Raw genomic sequence first — 20,103 nt, 5'->3', positions numbered from 1 at the left:
GCGCACAAATGGCCGAGCTGTTCCAGGAAGTGCTGGTCGACGAGGTGGACGAGGAGCTCGGCTGGCAGGAACGCGCTTTGTGCGCGCAGACTGATCCGGAATCGTTCTTCCCCGAGAAGGGCGGCTCCACGAGAGAGGCGAAGAAGGTCTGCCTGGCCTGCGAGGTGCGTTCGGAGTGTCTGGAGTACGCCCTCGCGAACGACGAACGCTTCGGGATCTGGGGCGGACTGTCCGAGCGTGAGCGCCGACGCCTGAAGAAGGCCGCGGTCTGACCGGATTCCGGGCTGCAAATGCCCGCACATGCACGGACAGTTGCATGGACTAGTTGCACGGACCGATGAGCACCTGGCACTGAGCCGTTAGTGTGTGCCCGTCCACGGTGCGCGACCCCTCCCAGGGGCGAGTGCGCCTACTCAGTCCGTCGCAGCATCTTCGGGGGATCGCCCCCGCACCCCCGGGAGGGGCCCGCACCTCGATGTCCGTGCACAGCTATTCGGCGGCCCAGTACGAAGCGGCCACACCTGAGTTCCCTCGGCACGTCGTCACCGCCGTGCTCGTCTCGCACGACGGTGCGAGGTGGCTTCCCGAGGCACTGTCGGGGCTGCTTGCCCAGGAACGCCCGGTGCAGAACGTCATCGCCGCCGACACGGGCAGCGCAGACGAATCCGCGCGGCTTCTCACCGAAGCCCTCGGCCCCGACGGCGTACTGCATATGGCTCGCCGTACGGGCTTCGGTGCCGCTGTCGACGAAGCGGCCCGGACAGCAGGAGAGCCCACTCCGGACGACCTGCCGTATCTGAAGCGCCCCAGTGGCTGGGACCCCGTCACGCGCACCTGGCGCGACGAGGCCTACGACATGCCGGAACTGCCGCACGGCGAGCCCGTGCAGTGGCTGTGGCTGCTGCACGACGACTGCGCCCCCGAACCGGACGCTCTGGCCCGGCTGTTGCGCGTCGTCGATGCCGATCCGACTGCCACAGTGCTCGGCCCCAAACTCCGTAGCTGGTACGACAGCAGGCAACTGCTGGAAGCCGGGGTGTCGATCGCCAACAGCGGCCGTCGCTGGACGGGAGTCGAACGGCGCGAGCAGGACCAGGGGCAGCACGACCAGGTGCGGACAGTGCTGTCGGTCTCCACCGCGGGCATGCTCATCCGCCGGGACGTCTTCGAGCAGCTGGGCGGCTTCGACCAGCGTCTGCCGCTGATGCGTGACGATGTCGACCTCTGCTGGCGGGCACACGCCGCCGGGCACAACGTGCTGATCGTGCCGGACGCGGTGGTGCGGCACGCGGAGGCGGCGTCGCGCGAGCGCCGCCCCGTCGACTGCGTGGGCAGAGCCGCGCGCGGCGGCGCCAGCCCGCATCGCGTCGACAAGGCGGGCGCCGTCTACACGCTGCTCGCCAACGTGCCCGGCAAGAAGCTTCCTTGGGTCATGCTGCGTCTCGTGCTCGGCACGCTGCTGCGTACGCTCGCCTATCTCGTCGGAAAGGTCCCCGGACAGGCGCTGGACGAGGTGACCGGTCTGACCGGGACGCTTCTCCGGCCCGGGCGGCTGATGAGCGCGCGACGGCGCCGGGGCAGGCCCGCCGTGCCCTACGACGATCTCCGGCACCTCTTCCCGCCCCCGGGCGCCACCCTGCGAGTCGCTGCCGAGCAGGTGGCCAGCCACTTCGGCGGCCGGTCCGAGCCGGAAGTCTCCTCGGGCGGGCGGCACGGTGCCGTCGAGACCGGCCCCGGGGACGATGAAGCGGACTATCTGGACGTCGAACAGTTCGCGCGGCTCAAGCAGATCGCACGCAAGCCGGGGCCCGTGCTGTTCGTCGTTCTGCTGCTGGTGTCGCTGATCGCCTGCCGTGCACTGTTGGGCAGTGGTGCACTCGCCGGCGGCGCACTGCTGCCCGCACCGGCTGACGTGTCCGAGCTGTGGGGCCGCTACGTCGACAGCTGGCATCCGGTCGGCATCGGCGGCACGCAGACCGCCCCGCCGTACCTCGCCATCGTCGCCATGGTCGCGACGGTCCTCTTCGGCAGCACCGGATTCGCACTCACACTGCTGCTGGTCTGCTCGGTACCGCTTGCGGGCTTCACCGCGTACTTCACCTCGCGCCCCCTCGTGGAGTCCCGCCTGCTGCGTGCGTGGGGGAGCGTCGCGTACGCCTTCCTGCCCGCGGCCACAGGTGCGCTCGCAGGTGGCCGTATCGGAACAGCCGTACTCGCCATCACACTGCCGCTGCTGGCGCGTTCGGCGGTGGCAGTGAGCGGACTGCGCAGCAAGCCCGGCTGGCGCGCAGTGTGGGGTTACGCGCTCCTGCTCAGCTTGGCTACCGCCTTCACTCCGGTGGTGTGGCTGATCGCGCTGACGCTGGCCGTCCTGCTGCTGGTGTTGCGCTGGCAGGGCTTCATCGGCCCCGCCTCCGACCGGTCGAGGAGCGGCGGCACAGCCGACGACTCGCTGCAGCGGTACGCCCTGCGTCACGGAGTCCCGCTGGTGACACCGATGGTGCTCCTGGCGCCGTGGTCGCTGTCGCTCCTGGCGAGCCCCTCCGATTTCTTCCGCGAGGCGGGACTGCCGTTCGGCGGCGGCTCGGCCTCCGCGCTCGACCTTCTGACCCTGACGCCGGGCGGACCCGGCGCCGCCGGCGGTCTGCTGCTCGTCGGCGTCGTACTGGCCGCGCTCGCGGCTCTGCTCCGCCAGGAGCGCCAGTCGGCCATCCGCGCCGCCTGGGCAGCCGCATTGATCGGACTGCTCTACGCCGGATTCACCAACAGCTCTTACTGGGCGGGTCCGTCCACCCTCGTCTACGGTCTCGCCCTGTTGTGCGCTGCTGCCATCGGGGCGGACGGCGCCAAGGAACGCGTCGCGGAACAGAACTTCGGGTGGAAGCAGCCCGCGGCGGCGCTCGTCGCCGCTGCCGCAGTCGCCGCACCGCTCGTCGCCGCTGTCAGCTGGATGATCGGCGGCGCCGACGGACCGCTGTCGCGGCGTGATCCCGTGCAGGTGCCGGCGTTCGTCGCGGAGGAGAGCATCACCCGCGACCAGGCTCGCACTCTGGTGCTCTCCGGCAACGCCGCAGGAGCGTCCAGCGCGCTCTCGGACGTCTCGTACTCTCTGGTGCGCGGCTCCGGAGCCCGGCTCGGCGACGGCGACCTGGCGGCTGCAGGAGGTGACGACGCGCGTCTCGGGCGGGTGGTCGCCAACCTTGTCGCAGGTTCCGGAGCGGACCAGACGACGCAGCTCGGCGGTTACGCGGTGCGCTACGTGCTCGTACGGGACGGCGCTCCCCGCCAGATGAGCCGGGTACTGGATTCGACGCCGGGCCTCACGAGGCTCAGCCAGGAGGACGGCAGCGAGCTGTGGCGCGTGGACCGGCAGGTCTCCCGCATCAGCGTGGTCAGCGGCAAGGACGGTGAAGCAGCCGGCGGCGCCGACTCGCAGGAGGCACCGGTGCCGGTCGCCGCGGGACCAGTGGGAGCCGATACGGAGATCAAGGCGGGACCGCCCGGGCGCGCACTCCGGATCGCCGACTCCGCCGACCCCGGCTGGCAGGCGACGCTCGACGGTTCGCCGCTGAAACGCGTCACGCTGGACGGCTGGGCGCAGGGCTTCCAGCTCCCCGCGGACGGCGGCCGTCTGGAACTCACCTACGAGACGGACACCACGCACACCGCATGGCTGTGGATGCAGGCATTCCTCGCGGTGGTCGTCGTCGTCATGGCGCTGCCGGGCCGCCGTCGCGAGGTGGACGACGACCTGCCCGAGGCAGCGTCCGTACCGGCACAGCCCGTGCAGGGAGAGGGGCGCAGGGCTCGCAGGCTCCGCGCGGCGGCAGCGGAGGATTCGGCCACTGCGGACCCGGCGGGTGGTGCACTGCACGAAACGCCCGCGGAACAGTCGATGCAGACGCAGGGGACGTCCGGCGAGGGAGCACACGACAGGGCTTACGACTCCTCGTACGACGCCGCGTTCGAGAGCCGGTACGGATCGCAGCCCGGCGCGGACGTCCGGTACGGCACGGAGTACGGACAGCCCTACGGGGAGCCGCAGTTCGAGCCGTCGCAGCCGGCCCGGCAGCTCTACGAGGACCAGCCGCCCTACGGCGAGCAGCCGCCCTACGGGGAACGCCGCGACGAGGGCTACGGCCAGTCCTACGACGACTGGGACAGGACACAGCAGTACGACGACTACTCCGGGACGGCCGACCCGTACGGCTACGACCCGCGGTACGGCAACAGGAGCGATCAGCAGTGAACCGCACCACCATGACCCTGATCGGAGCGGTCACCGCACTCGCTGCCGTGACCGGTGTGGCCGCGGTCGCAGCGCCGGACGGTGAGGAAACCGGAGCGTCGGCTGCGGCCGGGCGCAAGCCGGTTGAGCGTTCCACCCTGGTCTGCCCGCAACCCGGCTATTCCGACGTGGCACAGACCGAGTACACCGCTTTCGCACCCAAGGGCAGCGACGGCCAGGGCGGCGCCGAGCTGTTCCAGGCCGGGAAGGCGGACACGGACGGCACGGACGACGACAAGGGCGACGGCAAGGGCGACGGCAAGGGAAAGGGCAAGAACGACAAGGACAAGAAGGACGGCAAGGACGAGAAGAAGCGCGACGAGGAGCCCGGCAGCGCCGCGGCGAAGCCCTTCCTCCCTCTCGACGCTCCCGGGAAGCCCGCGACGGCCCGGAAGGACACGGCCTCGGCGCCCGCCCTTTTCGGGTCGGCAGACGGACGGCTCGCACCCGGCTGGACCGTCCAGCAGACCACGCAGGTTCCCGTCGGAGCCGGGCGTGGTCTGCAGGGCACCGCCTGCGCGCCGCCCGACACCGATTTCTGGTTCCCGGGCGCCAGTACGGACAAGGCCCGGCAGGACTACGTCCACCTGACCAACCCCGACAGCACGAGTGCCGTCGTCGACCTCGACCTGTACAGCAAGAAGGGCAAGGAGAACTCCGAAGCGGGCGAGGGCATCACCATTCCGCCCCGCTCCACGGTGCCCGTGCTGCTGTCGACGCTGGCGAACGAGCCCGCCGTCAACGTGACGCTCCATGTCGTCGCCCGCTCCGGCCGCGTAGGAGCCCAAGTGCAGGCAGTAGACAAGAAGCTGGGCGGCGACTGGATCTCCGGTGTGGCCGACCCCGGCCCGAGCGTCGTCATTCCGGGCATCCCGAGCGACGCCACGGCCGTGCGTCTGGCCGTCTTCGCTCCGGGCGAGAACGACGCGGATCTCGACGTGCGGCTCGCCGGCTCGTCCGGACAGATCGCCCCTGCCGGTTACGAGACGCTGCACGTGCGTGGCGGTACGACCAAGGCTGTCGACCTGCGGGACCTGACCAAGGGAGAGCCCGGGTCACTGGTGCTCTCGCCGACCGAGGACGCAAGCAGCGCAACGCCCGTGATTGCCGCTGTGCGCGTGACGCGCGGCAAGGGCTCGAACCAGGAGACGGCCTTCATTCCCGGCACGGCGCCCCTGGTGAACCGTGCCACTGCCGCGGACAACCGTGAGAAGGGCTCCAGCCTGTCGCTCACCGCGACCGGCAAGTCTGCGACTGTGCGGGTGACGTCGTCGGCAGGCAGCGAAGGCGGTGACTCGGTCAGCAAGACGTACAAGATCAAGAGCCGGACCACGAGGTCCCTGGTTCCGCCCAGGCCGGAGGGCGTCAAGGGGAGCTATTCAGTGACGGTCGAACGGCTCTCAGGCGGACAGGTGCACGCCGCCCGCATGCTGGAGCGCAAGAGCAAGAAGCTGCCGGCGTTCACGGTGCAGGTGCTTCCCGACGACCGTGGCACTGTCTCCGTACCCGGCTCGGGCCAGGATCTTTCCGTGCTGACGGAAGGCGACTGACCGCGAGTCCGACAGCGGGACGCACGCCAGTCCGGGCCCGCAGTCCGGTTGTCCCGTCTGGGTCCGTCCCGTCAGCCATCGGTGTTCACGCTGCCGTGCCCTGCCTCACCCGGGACCGGAGCGCCTGACGGCATGCCCTGGGCGACGTAGTCGTCGTAGAGAGGACGCCAGGGGACTGCGGTGCTGCTGTGCGGGCCGTCGGCGACCTCGTCCGAGAAGTGCTTGCCGAGCTCGGCCAGGCAGACCGTCCAGCCGGCGGCGTTGCGGGCTGCGGTGTCGGATGTCTCCAGCACGTTGATCAGCGTGAGCGTGCAGCTGTCGTCGCCCGTCGGTTCGAGTTCGAAGTGGAGTTCGTCGCCGCCCCAGGTGTAGGCGAGGCGACGTGGCGGCTCGAAGGTGAGGACAGTGCCGGAGGTGGGCCCGGTATTCGGGTCGTCGGTGAACTCGATGGTCCCGCCTGCCCGTTGCTCCATGCGCACTGCGCTGGGGAACCAGTGCGCGAGCTCCCCCGGCTCGGTGATCGCCGCCCATACCCGCTCGGCGGAGTGCTGATAGGTGCGCTCAAAACGCACCGCCGGGCGGCCGTCGTGTTCGAAGTAGCTTCCACGGTCCATGACTTGCTCCTGTCTTCCGATTTGGTCCACGGACGTCGTCCACGCTTCCCGGTTCCGGGACCGCCTCGGTGCCGCCCCGGCCGGTCAGGCCCCGGCGTCCGGTCGCGGATTCCCGTCAGTGTGTTGTTCGTTGCCGTTGTCGCGCTGGTCGTCCATGTCGAGGCGGCGGCCGAGCGCGTCGAGACGTTCGTTCCACAGCGCCCGGAACGGGGCGAGCCAGGCGTCGAGTTCGGCCATCCGCTCAGAGTTGATCGAATAGATGCGCCGCTGCGCCTCCGTACGGACGTGCACCAGGCCCGCTTCGCGCAGGACTCGAAGGTGTTTGGACGCCGTCGGCTGCGTGCAGCCCAGCTCGTCGACGAGCTCCCCGACAGCGCACGCACGTACACGGAGCACGTCGAGCATCGCTCTGCGGAGCGGGTCGGCCAGAGCCGTCCACGTGGCATCCATCACGGCAGGTAATATGCCACTCCACGTATATGCGCGTCAAGGAATATAGGAGCAAGCCGACCGATGCGGGATCAGTTGATCATCCACTCGCCGTGTGATCGCGTACGAGTGCAAACCTCGCGCAGTGCGCTCGATATGCCCGATATGCCTGAGTTCGCCAACGCCCTCGTGGTGGCAGTCCGTTCGTGCCCGGCGCCTGGCGGCTCCTGCCCTAGTTGTTCTGTCCGAGGAGGTTGTGGACGGGTGAGTCAGGTCTCGGCTGAGGCGTCTTGAACGGGTGAGGGCCTTTCGGTTCGGTGTGGATTGCGACGTCTACACCGGCAGAAAGGCCCTCGTGCCCCACCGTAATGCACCCCTGACCGAGACCGGACGGCTGCGCCTGGCCCGCTGCGTGGTCGAGGACGGCTGGCCTCTTCGCCGTGCCGCCGAACGTTTCCAGGTCTCCCCGACCACGGCTCAGCGGTGGGCAGACCGCTACCGCCAGTCCGGCGAGGCAGGTATGGCCGACCGCACCAGCCGTCCCCGCCACTGCCCGCGCCGGACCCCTAGCCGCACCGAGCGACGAATCATCAAAGTCCGCGTGCTGCGCCGTTGGGGACCCGCCCGCATCGCGCACCTACTGCACCTGGTGCCCTCGACCGTGCACCGCGTCCTTACCCGCTACAACCTGGCCCGCCTCACCCAGCTGGACCGGGCCACAGGCCGTGTCATACGCCGCTATGAACGCGACCGCCCAGGCGAGTTGGTCCACGTCGACATCAAGAAGCTCGGCAACATACCCAACGGCGGCGGACATAAAGTCCTCGGCCGGGCCGCAGGCCGCAGAAACCGCACCATGGCCGGCTACAGCTACCTGCACACCGCCGTCGATGACCACTCCCGCCTGGCCTACAGCGAGATCCACACCGACGAGAAGAAGGAGACCGCGACCAACTTCTGGAAGCGGGCCCACCTCTTCTTCACTCAGGCCGGGATCACCGTCGAGCGAGTCCTGACCGACAACGGCTCCTGCTACCGCTCCCACGACTGGCGCGCAGCGCTGGCAGCGGCCGGAATCGCCCACAAACGCACCCGCCCCTACCGGCCACAGACGAACGGCAAGGTCGAACGCTTCAACCGCACCCTGCTGGACGAGTGGGCCTACGCCCGCCCCTACCGATCAGAGAGCGAACGGCAGGCAGCCTTCCCCACCTGGCTGCATACCTACAATCACCACCGCGGACACACCGCACTCGGCGGCCAACCACCCGCCAGCCGCGTCCCCAACCTCACGGGTCAGTACACCTAGTCCTGCCCGTACCGGGGATCCACCGACTCCGGAGCGAGCCCCAGCAGTTCGGCCACCTGCTCCACCACGACCTCGTGCACGAGCAGCGCCCGTTCGTCGCGGTTGCGCGTACGGATCTCGACCGGGCGGCGGTAGACCACGATCCTGTCGGGCCGACCGTCCTTCGGCTCTGCGACGCGCCCCAGCGGAACCACGTCGGCCTGCTCGTCGAGTTCGCCGTTGTCTGTGCGCGGCACTTCCTGTACGGCGAACTCGACGCCCGTCAGCTGTGGCCAGCGCCTCTCCAGTCTGCTGACCGAATCGCGCACCAAGTCGTCGAAGGACTCCGAGCGGCTCACGGCGAGCGGCACCTGCGGAGGTGCGACGGGCCCGCGCATGCCGCGGCCGTGACGGTCGCGCTTGCGCGGCCGTGGACCGGTTGATCCGCTCGCGCCGTCGTGGTCCGGGCGGCGAGGCGGTACAGGGCTGCTCATCACCCTGAGCCTAGCCCGCGCGCGGGGGCCGGAAGCCCCTACAGGGTCTTTCACGGCCGTGTCCTGCGATGACCGGATACTGCACGTTCCGTACCGTATCCAATACTTGTTGTGACCGGTGATCTCGCTCCAAGGCGTCCGGTTCCGCTCGACTCCCGACCACTTGCTGCGCGTTCGCCGACTCCCCCTGAGGGCACGGGTGTCGGCGGTTTCGCTTTCCCGCAGATCAGATGTTTCAGACGAACCGGGACGACACGACGGAGTGACGTCAAGGAGAGTCGTCGCAGGCCGCTCAAGAGTGCGGTACGGTCCATCGTCGTGAGCCCTGTACGTCGCTGTTCGCGCACCGCATGCGGCCGTCCCGCCGTCGCGACGCTTACGTACGTCTACGCCGACTCGACCGCCGTTCTCGGTCCTCTCGCCACCTACGCGGAACCGCACTGCTACGACCTGTGTTCCGAGCACTCGGAACGTCTGACCGCCCCCCGGGGGTGGGAGGTCGTCCGGCTCGCCGTCGACACGGGCCCGGCCCGTCCGAGCGGCGACGACCTCGAAGCGCTCGCCAACGCCGTGCGGGAGGCGGCCCGTACGCCGCGCCGCGACCCGTCGGCAGCGCTCCCCTCCGACGCCGTCGGCGGTCCGGACGGACGCGATTCGGACCCCATGGAGGTCGCCCGCCGCGGCCATCTCCGTGTGCTCAAGTCGCCCGAGCCGTAGAGCTGTCGGTCGGTCCACCTGCTTTCTTCCTCCGCGGCGTGCGGCGTCTCTCCTGGCGGTCTCCTGCGAGGGGTGCCGTACGGCCGTACCCCGCCGGGCCCGCCGGCGCTCGTGCGACTCGCTGGGTGAACGGCGCCTGGCGGCAACGGTGATCGTGGTCCCAGCGGGTAGGTTTGGGACCTCGTGAGCTGTCGGAAACCCCGAGGACCCAGGAGAGGGCTGCCCCGTGGCTGATCTTTCGGAGATCGTGAAGGCGTACGACGTGCGCGGTGTCGTGCCGGACCAATGGGACGAGGCGCTCGCCGAGTTGTTCGGTGCCGCCTTCGTACGCGTCACCGACGCGTCGGCGATCGTCGTGGGGCACGACATGCGGCCTTCGTCTCCCGGGCTGTCGCGTGCCTTCGGCCGCGGTGCTGCCGGCCAGGGCGCGGACGTCACGGAGATCGGACTGTGTTCCACCGATCAGCTCTACTTCGCCAGTGGACAACTGGACCTGCCCGGGGCGATGTTCACCGCCAGTCACAATCCCGCGCAGTACAACGGCATCAAGATGTGCCGTGCGGGCGCGAAGCCCGTGGGTCAGGAGAGCGGCCTCGCCGAGGTGCGCGCGCTCGTCGAGGAATGGTCCGACTCGGGCCCGCCGCCCCGCGAACCGGACGCAGGCATGGGGACGGTCACCCAGCGGGACGTGCTCACCGACTACGCGGAACACCTGCGCAGGCTCGTCGACCTCACAGTCATCCGGCAGTTGAAGGTCGTGGTGGACGCCGGAAACGGAATGGGCGGACACACCGTCCCCACCGTCTTCGACGGTCTCCCTGTGCAACTCGAGCCGATGTACTTCGAACTGGACGGCACGTTCCCCAACCACGAGGCCAATCCGCTCGATCCGAAGAACATCGTCGACCTTCAGCAACGGGTGCGTGAGACCGGCGCGGACATCGGGCTGGCATTCGACGGTGACGCCGACCGCTGCTTCGTCGTCGACGAGAAGGGCGATCCCGTCGCGCCGTCCGCGATCACCGCGCTGGTGGCGGCGCGTGAACTCGCCAAGTCGCCCGGATCCACGGTCATCCACAACCTGATCACGTCGTGGTCAGTGCCGGAGGTGGTGCGCGAGAACGGCGGCACGCCCGTGCGTACGCGCGTGGGTCACTCCTTCATCAAGGCCGAAATGGCCCGCACCGGCGCGATTTTCGGCGGTGAGCACTCCGCGCACTACTACTTCCGGGACTTCTGGAACGCCGACACGGGCATGCTCGCGGCACTGCACGTACTCGCTGCGCTGGGCGAGCAGCAGGGCACTCTCTCGGAACTCGTCGCGGAGTACGACCGCTACGCCGCCTCCGGCGAGATCAACAGCACAGTCGAGGACCAGCCCGGCCGCGCTGCGGCGGTGAAGGCCGCCTACCAGGCCCGCGACGGCGTGGAGATCGACGAGCTGGACGGGCTGACGGTCACGGCGGCCGACTGGTGGTTCAACTTGCGTGCCTCCAACACCGAACCGCTGCTTCGGCTGAACGTCGAGGCCCGCGACGCCGGCACGGTGAGCGCGGTGCGCGACGAGGTGCTCGGAATCGTGCGCGCGTAGCAGGTTCCCCTCACCGGGGGCCGACCGAGCCTGTACACCGGGCTCCAGGCCGAGCGCCTCGTGTTCAGCTGACGACCCCCGGTGCCGACAGTGCAAGGGCTGCCCGGCGGTCCAGGCCGCACGACGGACGTCCGGCCCCCGGCGGTACCCTTGCCAGCAGCCGTGCCTGCCTTGGAAAGGGTCACCATGCCGCTCGAAGCCGGTCTTCTCGAAATCCTCGCCTGCCCGGCGTGCCACTCGCCGCTCCGCGAAGAGTCCGAGGAACTGGTCTGCACCGGAGGTACGGAGTGCGGCCTGGTGTATCCCGTCCGTGACGGGATCCCTGTGCTCCTCGTCGACGAGGCCCGGCGCCCCGCCTGACCGACTGTCCGGCTGCCCGGCTGCAGGCCGGACGGCCGCAGTCAGGCAGCACGTCCCTGTACGCACCACGGCGCAGGCAGCTCTTCGTCCCGCAGCCGATCGGAGGCTCCGGAAGATGCTCGACGAGTCACTCCTCGACTCTCCCGAGGCCCTGGCCCGCGCGGACACCCACGGGCAACTGCGCGCCGCTGCCGAAGCCGGTGCCCACGTGCGCACGGCGGCGCGCCGGGCGGAGGAGTCCGCGCTGAGTGAGCTGCGCCCCGACGGGCGCCCCCGCGCCGTGCTCGTCGCCGGTTCCGGTCCCGGCACTGCGTGCACCGCCGACCTGCTCGGCGCATTCACCAACGGTGCGATGCCCGTCACGCTGCTGCGCCCGTACGGTCCGCTCGCCGCCCCTGACGCGCTGCGCTGGGCGCTGCCGGGCTGGACCGGCCCGCTCGACCTGCTGATCGTGGCCACATCCGACGGCACCGAACCGGGCCTGACGGCACTGATCGAGCAGGCGTACCGCCGTGGATGCACTGTCGTGAGCGTCTCACCGCCCTCCGCCCCGGTGGCCGCGATGACCGGCGAGACCCACGGACTCGCTGTTCCCCTGCACGTCGGGGCGGACGCAGTCCGGGAGCCGCCGTCTGTCTCACGCCCGCACAGTGGTGGGGACGGGAGTAACGGACAGCCCACCCCGCCGACCGTGGCACAGTCTGCGTCCCCCGCCGTCCTGTGGCCGCTCGTGACGCCCCTGCTCGTGCTCTTCGACCGGCTCGGTCTCTTCCCTGCCGACCCGTCCGCCCTGCAGTCGCTGGCGGACAGGCTCGATCACGTAGCCGAACGCTGCGGGCCGGCCGTCGCCACCTACACCAACCCCGCCAAGTCCCTCGCCACGGAACTCACCGGCACCCTCCCGCTGTTGTGGACGGAGGGCGCCGTCGCGGGTGCCGTCGGGCATCGCTGTGCGAGCGCGTTCGCCGCCCTCCCCGGCCTCCCTGTACTCACCGCGGCGCTGCCCGGGGCGATGGCCGAGCACAGCAGGCTGCTGGCCGGCTCGCTCGCTGCCGCCTCCGATCCGGAAGACTTCTTCCGCGACCGCGTCGAGGAACCCGAATCGCTGCGTGCACGCGTCCTGTTCCTGCGCGAGCAGGCGACGTACGAGCACTCGGCGGCCGTCGCCGTCCGCGAACTGACGTACGCGCACGAGGTCCCCCTCAGCGAGCTCGAGCCCGTCGACGGGAGCAGCCCGCTGGCAGCAGCCGCGGAACTGATCGCCACTGTCGATTTCACCGCCGTTTACCTGGCCCTGGCCGACGGCGGCCCATCATGGTCCTGACCGCCGGAAGGAAGCGAAGCACCACCGTATGGACCGCCTCACCAACACTGTCAGGCCCTACGCCTGGGGCTCCACCACCGCCATCCCCGAGTTCCTGGGTGCGGCGCCCACCGGCGAGCCGCAGGCCGAACTGTGGATGGGCGCCCATCCCGGAGCGCCCTCGCACGTCGACCGGGGAAGCGGCGCGCAGCCGCTGTCGGCTCTCATCGAGGCGGACCCGGAAGGTGAGCTGGGCCCCGACGCCGTGGCCGCCTTCGGCCCGCGTCTGCCGTTCCTGCTGAAGCTGCTGGCCGCGGCGTCGCCCCTGTCGCTGCAGGTGCACCCGGACCTCGGACAGGCACGCGAGGGCTTCGCCGACGAGGAGTCCCGCGGCGTCCCCCTCGAAGCGGGCCACCGCAACTACAAGGATTCCCAGCACAAGCCCGAACTCATCTGTGCGCTCACGCCGTTCGAGGGCCTGTGCGGCTTCCGGGCCGCGGCAGAGGCGGCGGACCTGCTGGCAGCACTGGACGTGGACGGCCTCAAGCCGTACGTCGACGTCCTGAGGGCGAGCCCGGAGAGCGATGCCCTCCGCGAGGTCCTGACAGCCGTACTCACCGCGGACCGCGAGGAGATGTCCCGTACGGTCGCAGAAGCCGCCCGTGCGGCCAAGCACCTCTCCGCCGGCGCGAGGCGCGAGACCGGGGCAACCGTTCCGGCGGAAGGCTCCACCACGGGAGCCGGGGCGTACGAGCTGGACGCGGAAGCCCGCGCGTACGCCGCCTACGCCTCCCTCGCCGACCACTACCCGGGCGACCCCGGAGTCATCGCCGCCATGCTCCTCAACCACGTGCGCCTGCAGCCCGGAGAAGCCCTCTACCTGGGAGCGGGAGTGCCCCATGCCTACCTCGAAGGCCTGGGCGTCGAGATCATGGCCAACTCCGACAACGTGCTGCGCTGCGGGCTGACTCCCAAGCACGTGGACGTACCGGAGTTGCTGCGCATCGTCCGCTTCGAGCCCGGCGACCCCGGCGTGCTGCGCCCTGACACCGGCGCGGACGGTGAGCAGCGCTACGAGGTGCCGACGAGAGAGTTCCGCCTCTCCCGCTACGCACTGGCTCCGGCCGCCGCACCCCGCCGGCTCGACGACCGCACGCCCCAGATCCTGCTGTGCACCCACGGTCGCGCAGTGCTGCGGTCCGCGGAGGCCGACGGCGGTGAACTCACCCTGGAACGTGGGCAGTCCGCCTATGTGAAGGCCGGGGAACAAGTCGAGGCGAGCGGTGACGGTACGCTCTTTCGCGCCACAGTGGCCGTCTGACTGGACGGCTGTTCGGCCCCCGGGAACGGCAGCAGGCACCGTCCCCCGAAGTGAAAGCACCGCGGACGCCGGTGGGGCGACAACCGGCGGAACCCGGGCACCATGTTCGACACGCAGAGAGGGACACCCGACTCGTATGAGTGCATCAGGCGGTTCGAAGGCGATCATCGCCGCGCTGGGCGCGAACCTGGCCATCGCGGTAGGCAAGTTCGTCGCGTTCATCTTCAGCGGTTCGTCCTCGATGCTCGCGGAGGGCGTGCACTCGCTCGCCGACTCGGGCAACCAGGCACTGCTGCTGCTGGGCGGCAAGAAGGCCAAGCGGGAGGCCAGCGAGGAACACCCCTTCGGCTACGGCCGGGAGCGCTACATCTACGGGTTCCTCGTCTCGATCGTGCTCTTCACCATCGGTGGTGTCTTCGCTCTCTACGAGGGCTACGAGAAGATCCAGCACCCGCATGAGCTCGACGACTGGTACTGGCCGGTCGGGGTGCTGGTTTTCGCCATCATCGCGGAGACGCTCTCCTTCCGTACCGCCATCAAGGAGTCCAACGAGGTCCGCGGCGAGCTGAGCTGGAGCCAGTTCGTACGCCGGGCCAAGGCCCCCGAGCTGCCCATCGTCCTGCTGGAGGACCTCGGCGCCCTGGTCGGCCTGATTCTCGCCCTGTTCGGCGTGGGAGCGGCCATCGTGACCGGCGACGGTGTGTGGGACGGCATCGGCACTCTGTGCATCGGTGTGCTGCTCGTCGTGATCGCGATAGTGCTGGCAGCGGAGACCAAGTCGCTGCTGCTGGGAGAGGCCGCCGACCCGAACGAGCGGGAGAAGATCCGCACCGCGCTCGTCGACGGCGAAACTGTGACGCGAATCATCCACATGCGGACGCTGCACCTCGGCCCCGAGGAACTGCTGGTCGCCGCGAAGATCGCTGTACAGCACGACGACACCGCTGCAGACGTCGCACGGGCCATCGACGCAGCTGAGGAGCGCATCAGGGCCTCGGTCCCCAGCGCCCGTGTGATCTACCTCGAACCGGACGTCTACCGGCCCGAGTCGGCACCCTCACCGGCGTCCTGACCAGCGTCCGAGGCATAGCCGGGAAGAGCGGCCCTCCGGGGCTGCGGGCCGCGGGCATACGGGCCGGAACGATGCACCTTCCGGCCCGTATGCACCGTACGTCCGGATGTGTGGGACCGCGTGGTCCTGGGCATCGGGAAAACTGCGTGCAGTGTGCGGCCGAGAACCGATCAGGTCCGTCCTTGCTCGCACCTGATCACTCCGTTCGTCTGGACGAGCGGGTGTAGATTCGTAGAGCGCAGACGTCGCTGCTGATGGCGGTCGGCTGGCCCGTTCCGAGGGCCACCGAGGGAGAGAGGGCCTCCGACGGACTGGGTTGCGAGCAAGGGACGAGTGTGTCCGCGTGTGCTCTGCACACTTGGTGCACGCACCGCACACAGAGCCCCAGAGCCGCAGCACGGACCAGTCAGCCATGACCTCGACATCGAGGAGAGCAGCTCGCATGACGACGACCTCCAACGGCCAGGACTTCAAGGTCGCGGATCTTTCTCTTGCGGCCTTCGGCCGCAGGGAGATCCGCCTGGCCGAACACGAGATGCCCGGCCTTATGGCGATCCGCAGGGAGTACGCCGCTGACAAGCCTCTTACGGGGGCCCGGGTCACCGGGTCTCTTCACATGACCGTGCAAACGGCAGTTCTGATCGAGACCCTGACCGCTCTGGGCGCAGAGGTACGTTGGGCGTCCTGCAACATCTTCTCCACCCAGGACCACGCCGCCGCGGCAGTGGCCGTCGGTCCCGAGGGAACCCCGGAGAACCCGCAGGGCATCCCCGTCTTCGCCTGGAAGGGCGAGACTCTCGAAGAGTACTGGTGGTGCACGGAGCAGGCCCTCACCTGGCCGGGCACCGCAACCGGCGGGCCCAACATGATTCTCGACGACGGGGGCGACGCCACCCTCCTCGTCCACAAGGGCGTCGAGTACGAGAAGACCGGTGCCGCGCCCTCCCCGGACACCGCGGAGAACGACGAGCACCGCGTGGTCCTCGAGCTGCTGAACCGCACGCTCAAGGAGAGCCCGCAGAAGTGGACGCAGTTGGCGTCCGAGATCCGCGGCGTGACCGAAGAGACCACGACCGGCGTGCACCGTCTCTACGAGATGCAGCAGGACAGTTCGCTTCTCTTCCCGGCGATCAACGTGAACGACTCCGTCACCAAGTCGAAGTTCGACAACAAGTACGGCTGCCGTCACTCGCTGATCGACGGCATCAACCGCGCGACGGACGTCCTCATCGGCGGCAAGACCGCCGTGGTCTTCGGCTACGGCGACGTCGGCAAGGGCTGCGCGGACTCGCTCCGCGGTCAGGGCGCCCGCGTTCTGATCACCGAGATCGACCCGATCTGTGCGCTGCAGGCAGCCATGGACGGCTACCAGGTGGTGACCCTGGAGGACGTGGTGGAGACCGCGGACATCTTCATCACCACCACGGGCAACAAGGACATCATCATGGCGTCCGACATGGCCCGGATGAAGCACCAGGCGATCGTGGGCAACATCGGCCACTTCGACAACGAGATCGACATGGCGGGTCTCGCCGCCATCGACGGCGTCGTCAAGGAAGAGGTCAAGCCGCAGGTCCACACCTGGACCTTCAAGGACGGAAAGATGATCATCGTGCTGTCCGAGGGGCGTCTGCTGAACCTGGGCAACGCGACGGGGCACCCCTCGTTCGTGATGTCCAACAGCTTCGCGAACCAGACGATCGCCCAGATCGAACTGTTCACCAAGCCGGAGTCGTACCCGATCGGCGTCTACGTGCTGCCCAAGCACCTCGACGAGAAGGTCGCCCGGCTGCACCTGGACGCCCTCGGAGTGAAGCTCACCAAGCTCCGCAAGGACCAGGCCGACTACATCGGTGTCCCCGTCGAGGGCCCGTACAAGCCGGACCACTACCGCTACTGAGCCGTCGGCAGCGCCGGCCGTGAGGCCGGTCCGGCACCAGTGAGCACCAGGACCCCCGCCCCTGCGGCGGGGGTCTTCGGTTTGCCGGAGCACCGCAGACGTAGGGTCGTTTCATGCCTCGCGGCCGGTATTCGCTCCACGACCCGCACGATCACACCCCCCTCGGAGAGGAGCACTTCCAGTGCGCCACCGGCCCCTCGGGCTGGCGCTATGTCTCCCGAATCACCACTCCTGCCGGTGATCACGCAGGTTCGGTGGACCTCGCTCTCGACGATCTCGGCCGCCCCATCCGTCTCGAACTGCACGCCGCCGGCTGGCGTGTGCGTGGCGTCGCGCTGGAAGGCGTCACCTGGGTCCGCACCGACTCCACGGGCGAGCACGCACAGGAGGGCAATGCCGCAGCCCACTCCTTCACCGGCGCGTCCCCCGCGTTCCTCATCGCGACGTCACGGTTGCTGCGCCCGGCCGCAGGCGAACCGCCCAGGCGCGTACGCCTCGTGGCCCTGACGCCCCCGGTCCTGGCACCCCGCACGCTCGATCAGTCGTGGGCACTGGTGAACGCCGAAGCACACACCACCGACAACGAACCGCTGATCGTCCACGACTACCGGGTCGGCGAGGTCGACACAGGTGAGCAGCACCCCGTCCACATCGCGGGGGACGTCGTACTCGCCGCACCGGGCATCGAACTGGAAGACCTGGAATCCCCGCCCTCCAGGTTCAGTTGACCGACCGCGCACGTGCCGCGGCAGTTCGGGACCCGCCTACGTGGGCGGTACGAACCCGGTACGCCGCTTCTCCCCGGCGGCGTGGGGCTTCCCCGCACTGTCCGCGCGCTGCTCGGCCTGCCCGTCGGCAGACGCCGCGGAAACGGGCGCCCACGTGTGCTCAGCAAGTTGCCCGGGAGAGTGCTGACGCTGCGCATACGCACCGTCGGCCAGCCCATGTCCGACCGGCCCCTGTGCGCCGAACGTCCGATGCGCCTCCCGCGCCTGCCGCTCGGCGACGACGCCTGCCAGATACGCCTCAGCAGGAAGGCCCTCCGGCGCGGGCACCCCCGTACACGACACGACGTCCGCAGCGAGCCGCTCCGCCATGGAACGGCTCACCGCCGCGTCGAGTTGCCCGGCGCGCATCAGGAACTGACGTACGGCAAGCCAGAGACCGCCCGGCACCTGCGACAGGTCCAGTTCCCCGAAGCTTCCCGCGAGCCCGGGAGGCGGTGGCGCCGGCAGACCGCGCGTCGCAGGCACCCGTTCCCGTACGACGAGCGTCCCGGCGAACACGTCCCCCAGCCGTCGCCCCCGCACGGAGACGAGCGAAGCAGCGCACGCGACGATCCCGAAGAAGACCTGGATCTCGACGAGCCCCAGCGCTCCCCGCACGAGCGCCTGCCGGAACCGCACCGGCCCTCCGTCCTCCCGGACGACCCGTAGCCCACACACCACCTTCCCGACGGACCGTCCGCGGCTCAGTGTCTCCACGGCGATCGGCACACCCACCAGCACAAGCAGGAACAGTGCAACCTGGACCGCCGCCACCGCAGCGGCGTCCAGGGAGGCCACAGCCGCCAGCAAAGCGAGCGACACCAGCAGATAGACGGCCCAGGCCAGCAGCAGGTCGATGAAGACGGCCAGCCCGCGGCTCGGCAGCCGGGCCGGCCGGAGACCCAGCACGACCGCATCCCCTGTGACGAGCTCGTTCACCGTGTCTCCTGCCTCCAGTACGTCCCCGCTTCCGCCCAGTCTGCCGTCGGCACGCCGAGATCTGCCAAGCTCTCCCCATGGACCTGGATGTCTTCATCTCCGCACACAGGGCGGAGTGGGACCGGCTGGAGGAACTGCTGCGCCGCCGCCGTCGCCTCTCCGGCAGGGAGGCGGACGAACTCGTGACGCTGTACCAGCGCACCGCCACCCATCTCTCCCAGGTCCAGTCGAGCGCTCCGGACCCGGCTCTCGCAGGGCACCTCACCTCCCTCGTCGCACGCGCAAGGAGCACGGTCACGGGGGCAAGAAAGGCCTCCTGGCGGGACGTTGCACAGTTCTTCGCCGCCGGCTTCCCCGCGGCGGTCTACCGCACCCGGCACTGGTGGGTGCCGACAGCACTGCTCTCCGTCCTCGTGGCAGCGCTCATCGGATGGTGGATCGGGACACACCCCGAAGTGCGCTCGGTGATCGCCGCCCCTGAACAACTGCGCGACATGACACGCCCCGGCGGCCAATACGAGTCGTACTACTCCAGCCACCCGGCCACCTCCTTCGCCGCCCAGGTCTGGACGAACAACGCCCAAGCAGCAGCCGTCTGCCTCGTATTGGGCGCGCTGCTGGGCGTACCGGTGCTCTGGGTGCTCCTCCAGAACATGCTCAACCTCGGCATCGGCATCGGCCTCATGGAGTCCGCCGGCCGTCTGGACGTCTTCCTCGGCCTGATCCTTCCGCACGGACTACTCGAACTGACCGCCGTCTTCGTGGCAGCGGGCACAGGCCTCCGACTCGGATGGACGGTGATCGACCCGGGGCCTCGCAGCCGCCGGGAAGCACTCGGCGCGGAGGGACGCGCAGCGATCGGTATGGCCATAGGACTGGCCGCGGTTCTCTTCGTCTCCGGTGTCGTCGAAGGCTTCGTGACCCCCTCGGGGCTGCCCACGTGGGCGCGCATCACGATCGGCGTCGTCTGCGAACTCCTCTTCCTCGCCTACGTGTACGTCCTCGGAGGCCGGGCCGTGAAGGCGGGTGAGACAGGGGACGTGGCGGCCGAAGACCGACCCGCGACAGTCCCGACGGCAGCGTGATGTGCGTGGTTGCCGAATGAGCTGCTACTGTTCTCGCCGCCCCGGAAGCCGGTTCAACCGGCCTTCTGCGGCGGTGGATTCGAACGCTTGCACCGAGCTGAACCAGTCGACAGCAGCGTTCGGTATCTTCCCGACTTCGAGCAGTCACTCCGAATTCACGGAAGCTGCAGTGGAGTTGGCCCCCGATTTTCGACCGGAGAACTTCTGGTAGAGTCGGTTTCACCGAGAGGGAAGCGCCCGGAGTGGCCTGTGAAAGGGTCGTGATGGAAGCGTTCGTTCTTTGAGAACTCAACAGCGTGCTAAAAGTCAACGCCAGATATGTTGTACCCCGTCCCCTGGTTTGTTGGGGGCGTGGATTTCTTTGATACAGATACAGCGAGGATGC

The 20,103-nt window shown here is 69.3% G+C and carries 17 protein-coding genes; 13 read left to right on the top strand and 4 right to left on the bottom strand.

Going from position 1 to position 20,103, the window contains the following annotated elements; translation table 11 throughout:
- Positions 1 to 8 precede the first annotated feature (8 nt).
- The 3 genes from ACFPA8_RS17675 (at position 9) to ACFPA8_RS17665 (ending at position 5,838) form a co-directional block, all read left to right on the top strand.
- Positions 9 to 272, top strand: coding sequence for a WhiB family transcriptional regulator (locus tag ACFPA8_RS17675; protein WP_045861881.1), 264 nt, complete (start codon positions 9 to 11; stop codon positions 270 to 272).
- A 203-nt stretch (positions 273 to 475) separates the two neighbouring features.
- Entirely contained in the window at positions 476 to 4,249 is a 3,774-nt protein-coding gene (locus ACFPA8_RS17670; protein ID WP_386449568.1) for a glycosyltransferase family 2 protein, read from the top strand.
- Entirely contained in the window at positions 4,246 to 5,838 is a 1,593-nt protein-coding gene (locus ACFPA8_RS17665) for a DUF5719 family protein (protein WP_386449566.1), read from the top strand. The genes ACFPA8_RS17670 and ACFPA8_RS17665 overlap by 4 nt, the downstream gene beginning before the upstream one ends.
- Positions 5,839 to 5,909: 71 nt before the next feature.
- Here ACFPA8_RS17665 and ACFPA8_RS17660 read toward each other — a convergent pair whose 3' ends face one another.
- Positions 5,910 to 6,452: an SRPBCC family protein gene (locus ACFPA8_RS17660; protein ID WP_386449564.1), complete on the bottom strand. Its 543-nt coding sequence runs from the start codon at positions 6,450 to 6,452 to the stop codon at positions 5,910 to 5,912.
- A gap of 84 nt (positions 6,453 to 6,536) precedes the next feature.
- Positions 6,537 to 6,902 (bottom strand): ArsR/SmtB family transcription factor, encoded by a 366-nt coding sequence (locus ACFPA8_RS17655; RefSeq protein ID WP_386449562.1) that lies wholly within the window; start codon positions 6,900 to 6,902, stop codon positions 6,537 to 6,539.
- A gap of 334 nt (positions 6,903 to 7,236) precedes the next feature.
- Here ACFPA8_RS17655 and ACFPA8_RS17650 point away from each other — a divergent pair, with 334 nt between their 5' ends.
- The gene (locus tag ACFPA8_RS17650; RefSeq protein WP_386449560.1) at positions 7,237 to 8,190 is read left to right on the top strand and encodes an IS481 family transposase; all 954 of its coding nucleotides are present in this window, start codon (positions 7,237 to 7,239) and stop codon (positions 8,188 to 8,190) included.
- Here ACFPA8_RS17650 and ACFPA8_RS17645 read toward each other — a convergent pair.
- The gene (locus tag ACFPA8_RS17645; RefSeq protein ID WP_386449558.1) at positions 8,187 to 8,663 is read right to left on the bottom strand and encodes a metallopeptidase family protein; all 477 of its coding nucleotides are present in this window, start codon (positions 8,661 to 8,663) and stop codon (positions 8,187 to 8,189) included. The two genes, ACFPA8_RS17650 and ACFPA8_RS17645, sit on opposite strands and share 4 nt — an antisense overlap.
- Before the next feature lie 318 nt (positions 8,664 to 8,981).
- On the opposite strand from ACFPA8_RS17645, the gene ACFPA8_RS17640 reads away from it, so the two are divergent.
- The 8 genes from ACFPA8_RS17640 to ACFPA8_RS17605 all read left to right on the top strand — a co-directional run bounded on the left by ACFPA8_RS17640 (position 8,982) and on the right by ACFPA8_RS17605 (position 17,655).
- Entirely contained in the window at positions 8,982 to 9,380 is a 399-nt protein-coding gene (locus tag ACFPA8_RS17640; RefSeq protein WP_386449557.1) for a DUF3499 domain-containing protein, read from the top strand.
- A 226-nt stretch (positions 9,381 to 9,606) separates the two neighbouring features.
- Entirely contained in the window at positions 9,607 to 10,971 is a 1,365-nt protein-coding gene (locus ACFPA8_RS17635) for a phosphomannomutase/phosphoglucomutase (RefSeq protein ID WP_386449555.1), read from the top strand.
- A gap of 186 nt (positions 10,972 to 11,157) precedes the next feature.
- Entirely contained in the window at positions 11,158 to 11,331 is a 174-nt protein-coding gene (locus tag ACFPA8_RS17630) for a Trm112 family protein (RefSeq protein WP_386449592.1), read from the top strand.
- Between the two features lie 115 nt (positions 11,332 to 11,446).
- Positions 11,447 to 12,655, top strand: coding sequence for an SIS domain-containing protein (locus ACFPA8_RS17625; protein WP_386449553.1), 1,209 nt, complete (start codon positions 11,447 to 11,449; stop codon positions 12,653 to 12,655).
- A 28-nt stretch (positions 12,656 to 12,683) separates the two neighbouring features.
- On the top strand, positions 12,684 to 13,955 hold the full coding sequence (manA, locus tag ACFPA8_RS17620) for a mannose-6-phosphate isomerase, class I (RefSeq protein WP_386449551.1): 1,272 nt from the start codon (positions 12,684 to 12,686) through the stop codon (positions 13,953 to 13,955).
- Between the two features lie 136 nt (positions 13,956 to 14,091).
- Positions 14,092 to 15,027 (top strand): cation diffusion facilitator family transporter, encoded by a 936-nt coding sequence (locus ACFPA8_RS17615; RefSeq protein ID WP_386449550.1) that lies wholly within the window; start codon positions 14,092 to 14,094, stop codon positions 15,025 to 15,027.
- A 442-nt stretch (positions 15,028 to 15,469) separates the two neighbouring features.
- Positions 15,470 to 16,927, top strand: coding sequence for an adenosylhomocysteinase (ahcY, locus tag ACFPA8_RS17610; RefSeq protein WP_386449548.1), 1,458 nt, complete (start codon positions 15,470 to 15,472; stop codon positions 16,925 to 16,927).
- A gap of 113 nt (positions 16,928 to 17,040) precedes the next feature.
- Positions 17,041 to 17,655 (top strand): hypothetical protein, encoded by a 615-nt coding sequence (locus tag ACFPA8_RS17605; RefSeq protein WP_386449546.1) that lies wholly within the window; start codon positions 17,041 to 17,043, stop codon positions 17,653 to 17,655.
- A gap of 36 nt (positions 17,656 to 17,691) precedes the next feature.
- Here the strand turns inward: ACFPA8_RS17605 and ACFPA8_RS17600 are convergent, their stop codons facing one another.
- Entirely contained in the window at positions 17,692 to 18,633 is a 942-nt protein-coding gene (locus ACFPA8_RS17600) for an RDD family protein (RefSeq protein ID WP_386449544.1), read from the bottom strand.
- Positions 18,634 to 18,710: 77 nt separating this feature from the next.
- On the opposite strand from ACFPA8_RS17600, the gene ACFPA8_RS17595 reads away from it, so the two are divergent.
- Positions 18,711 to 19,718, top strand: a complete 1,008-nt coding sequence (locus ACFPA8_RS17595; protein WP_386449542.1) for a stage II sporulation protein M — start codon at positions 18,711 to 18,713, stop codon at positions 19,716 to 19,718.
- The last annotated feature ends 385 nt before the right edge of the window (positions 19,719 to 20,103 follow it).

The sequence above is a fragment of the Streptomyces ovatisporus genome (genome assembly GCF_042653885.1).
Taxonomy (GTDB): Bacteria; Actinomycetota; Actinomycetes; order Streptomycetales; family Streptomycetaceae; genus Streptomyces; species Streptomyces ovatisporus.
This window is presented reverse-complemented; position numbering and strand designations above follow the sequence as displayed.

Excerpts from the sequence above, each read along its gene's own strand:
- ACFPA8_RS17675 (WP_045861881.1), top strand. The coding sequence starts at position 9 with ATGGCCGAGCTGTTCCAGGAAGTGCTGGTCGACGAGGTGGACGAGGAG.
- ACFPA8_RS17670 (WP_386449568.1), top strand. The coding sequence starts at position 476 with ATGTCCGTGCACAGCTATTCGGCGGCCCAGTACGAAGCGGCCACACCT.
- ACFPA8_RS17660 (WP_386449564.1), bottom strand. The coding sequence starts at position 6,452 with ATGGACCGTGGAAGCTACTTCGAACACGACGGCCGCCCGGCGGTGCGT.
- ACFPA8_RS17655 (WP_386449562.1), bottom strand. The coding sequence starts at position 6,902 with ATGGATGCCACGTGGACGGCTCTGGCCGACCCGCTCCGCAGAGCGATG.
- ACFPA8_RS17645 (WP_386449558.1), bottom strand. The coding sequence starts at position 8,663 with ATGAGCAGCCCTGTACCGCCTCGCCGCCCGGACCACGACGGCGCGAGC.
- ACFPA8_RS17630 (WP_386449592.1), top strand. The coding sequence starts at position 11,158 with ATGCCGCTCGAAGCCGGTCTTCTCGAAATCCTCGCCTGCCCGGCGTGC.
- ACFPA8_RS17625 (WP_386449553.1), top strand. The coding sequence starts at position 11,447 with ATGCTCGACGAGTCACTCCTCGACTCTCCCGAGGCCCTGGCCCGCGCG.
- manA (WP_386449551.1), top strand. The coding sequence starts at position 12,684 with ATGGACCGCCTCACCAACACTGTCAGGCCCTACGCCTGGGGCTCCACC.
- ACFPA8_RS17615 (WP_386449550.1), top strand. The coding sequence starts at position 14,092 with ATGAGTGCATCAGGCGGTTCGAAGGCGATCATCGCCGCGCTGGGCGCG.
- ahcY (WP_386449548.1), top strand. The coding sequence starts at position 15,470 with ATGACGACGACCTCCAACGGCCAGGACTTCAAGGTCGCGGATCTTTCT.
- ACFPA8_RS17605 (WP_386449546.1), top strand. The coding sequence starts at position 17,041 with ATGCCTCGCGGCCGGTATTCGCTCCACGACCCGCACGATCACACCCCC.
- ACFPA8_RS17595 (WP_386449542.1), top strand. The coding sequence starts at position 18,711 with ATGGACCTGGATGTCTTCATCTCCGCACACAGGGCGGAGTGGGACCGG.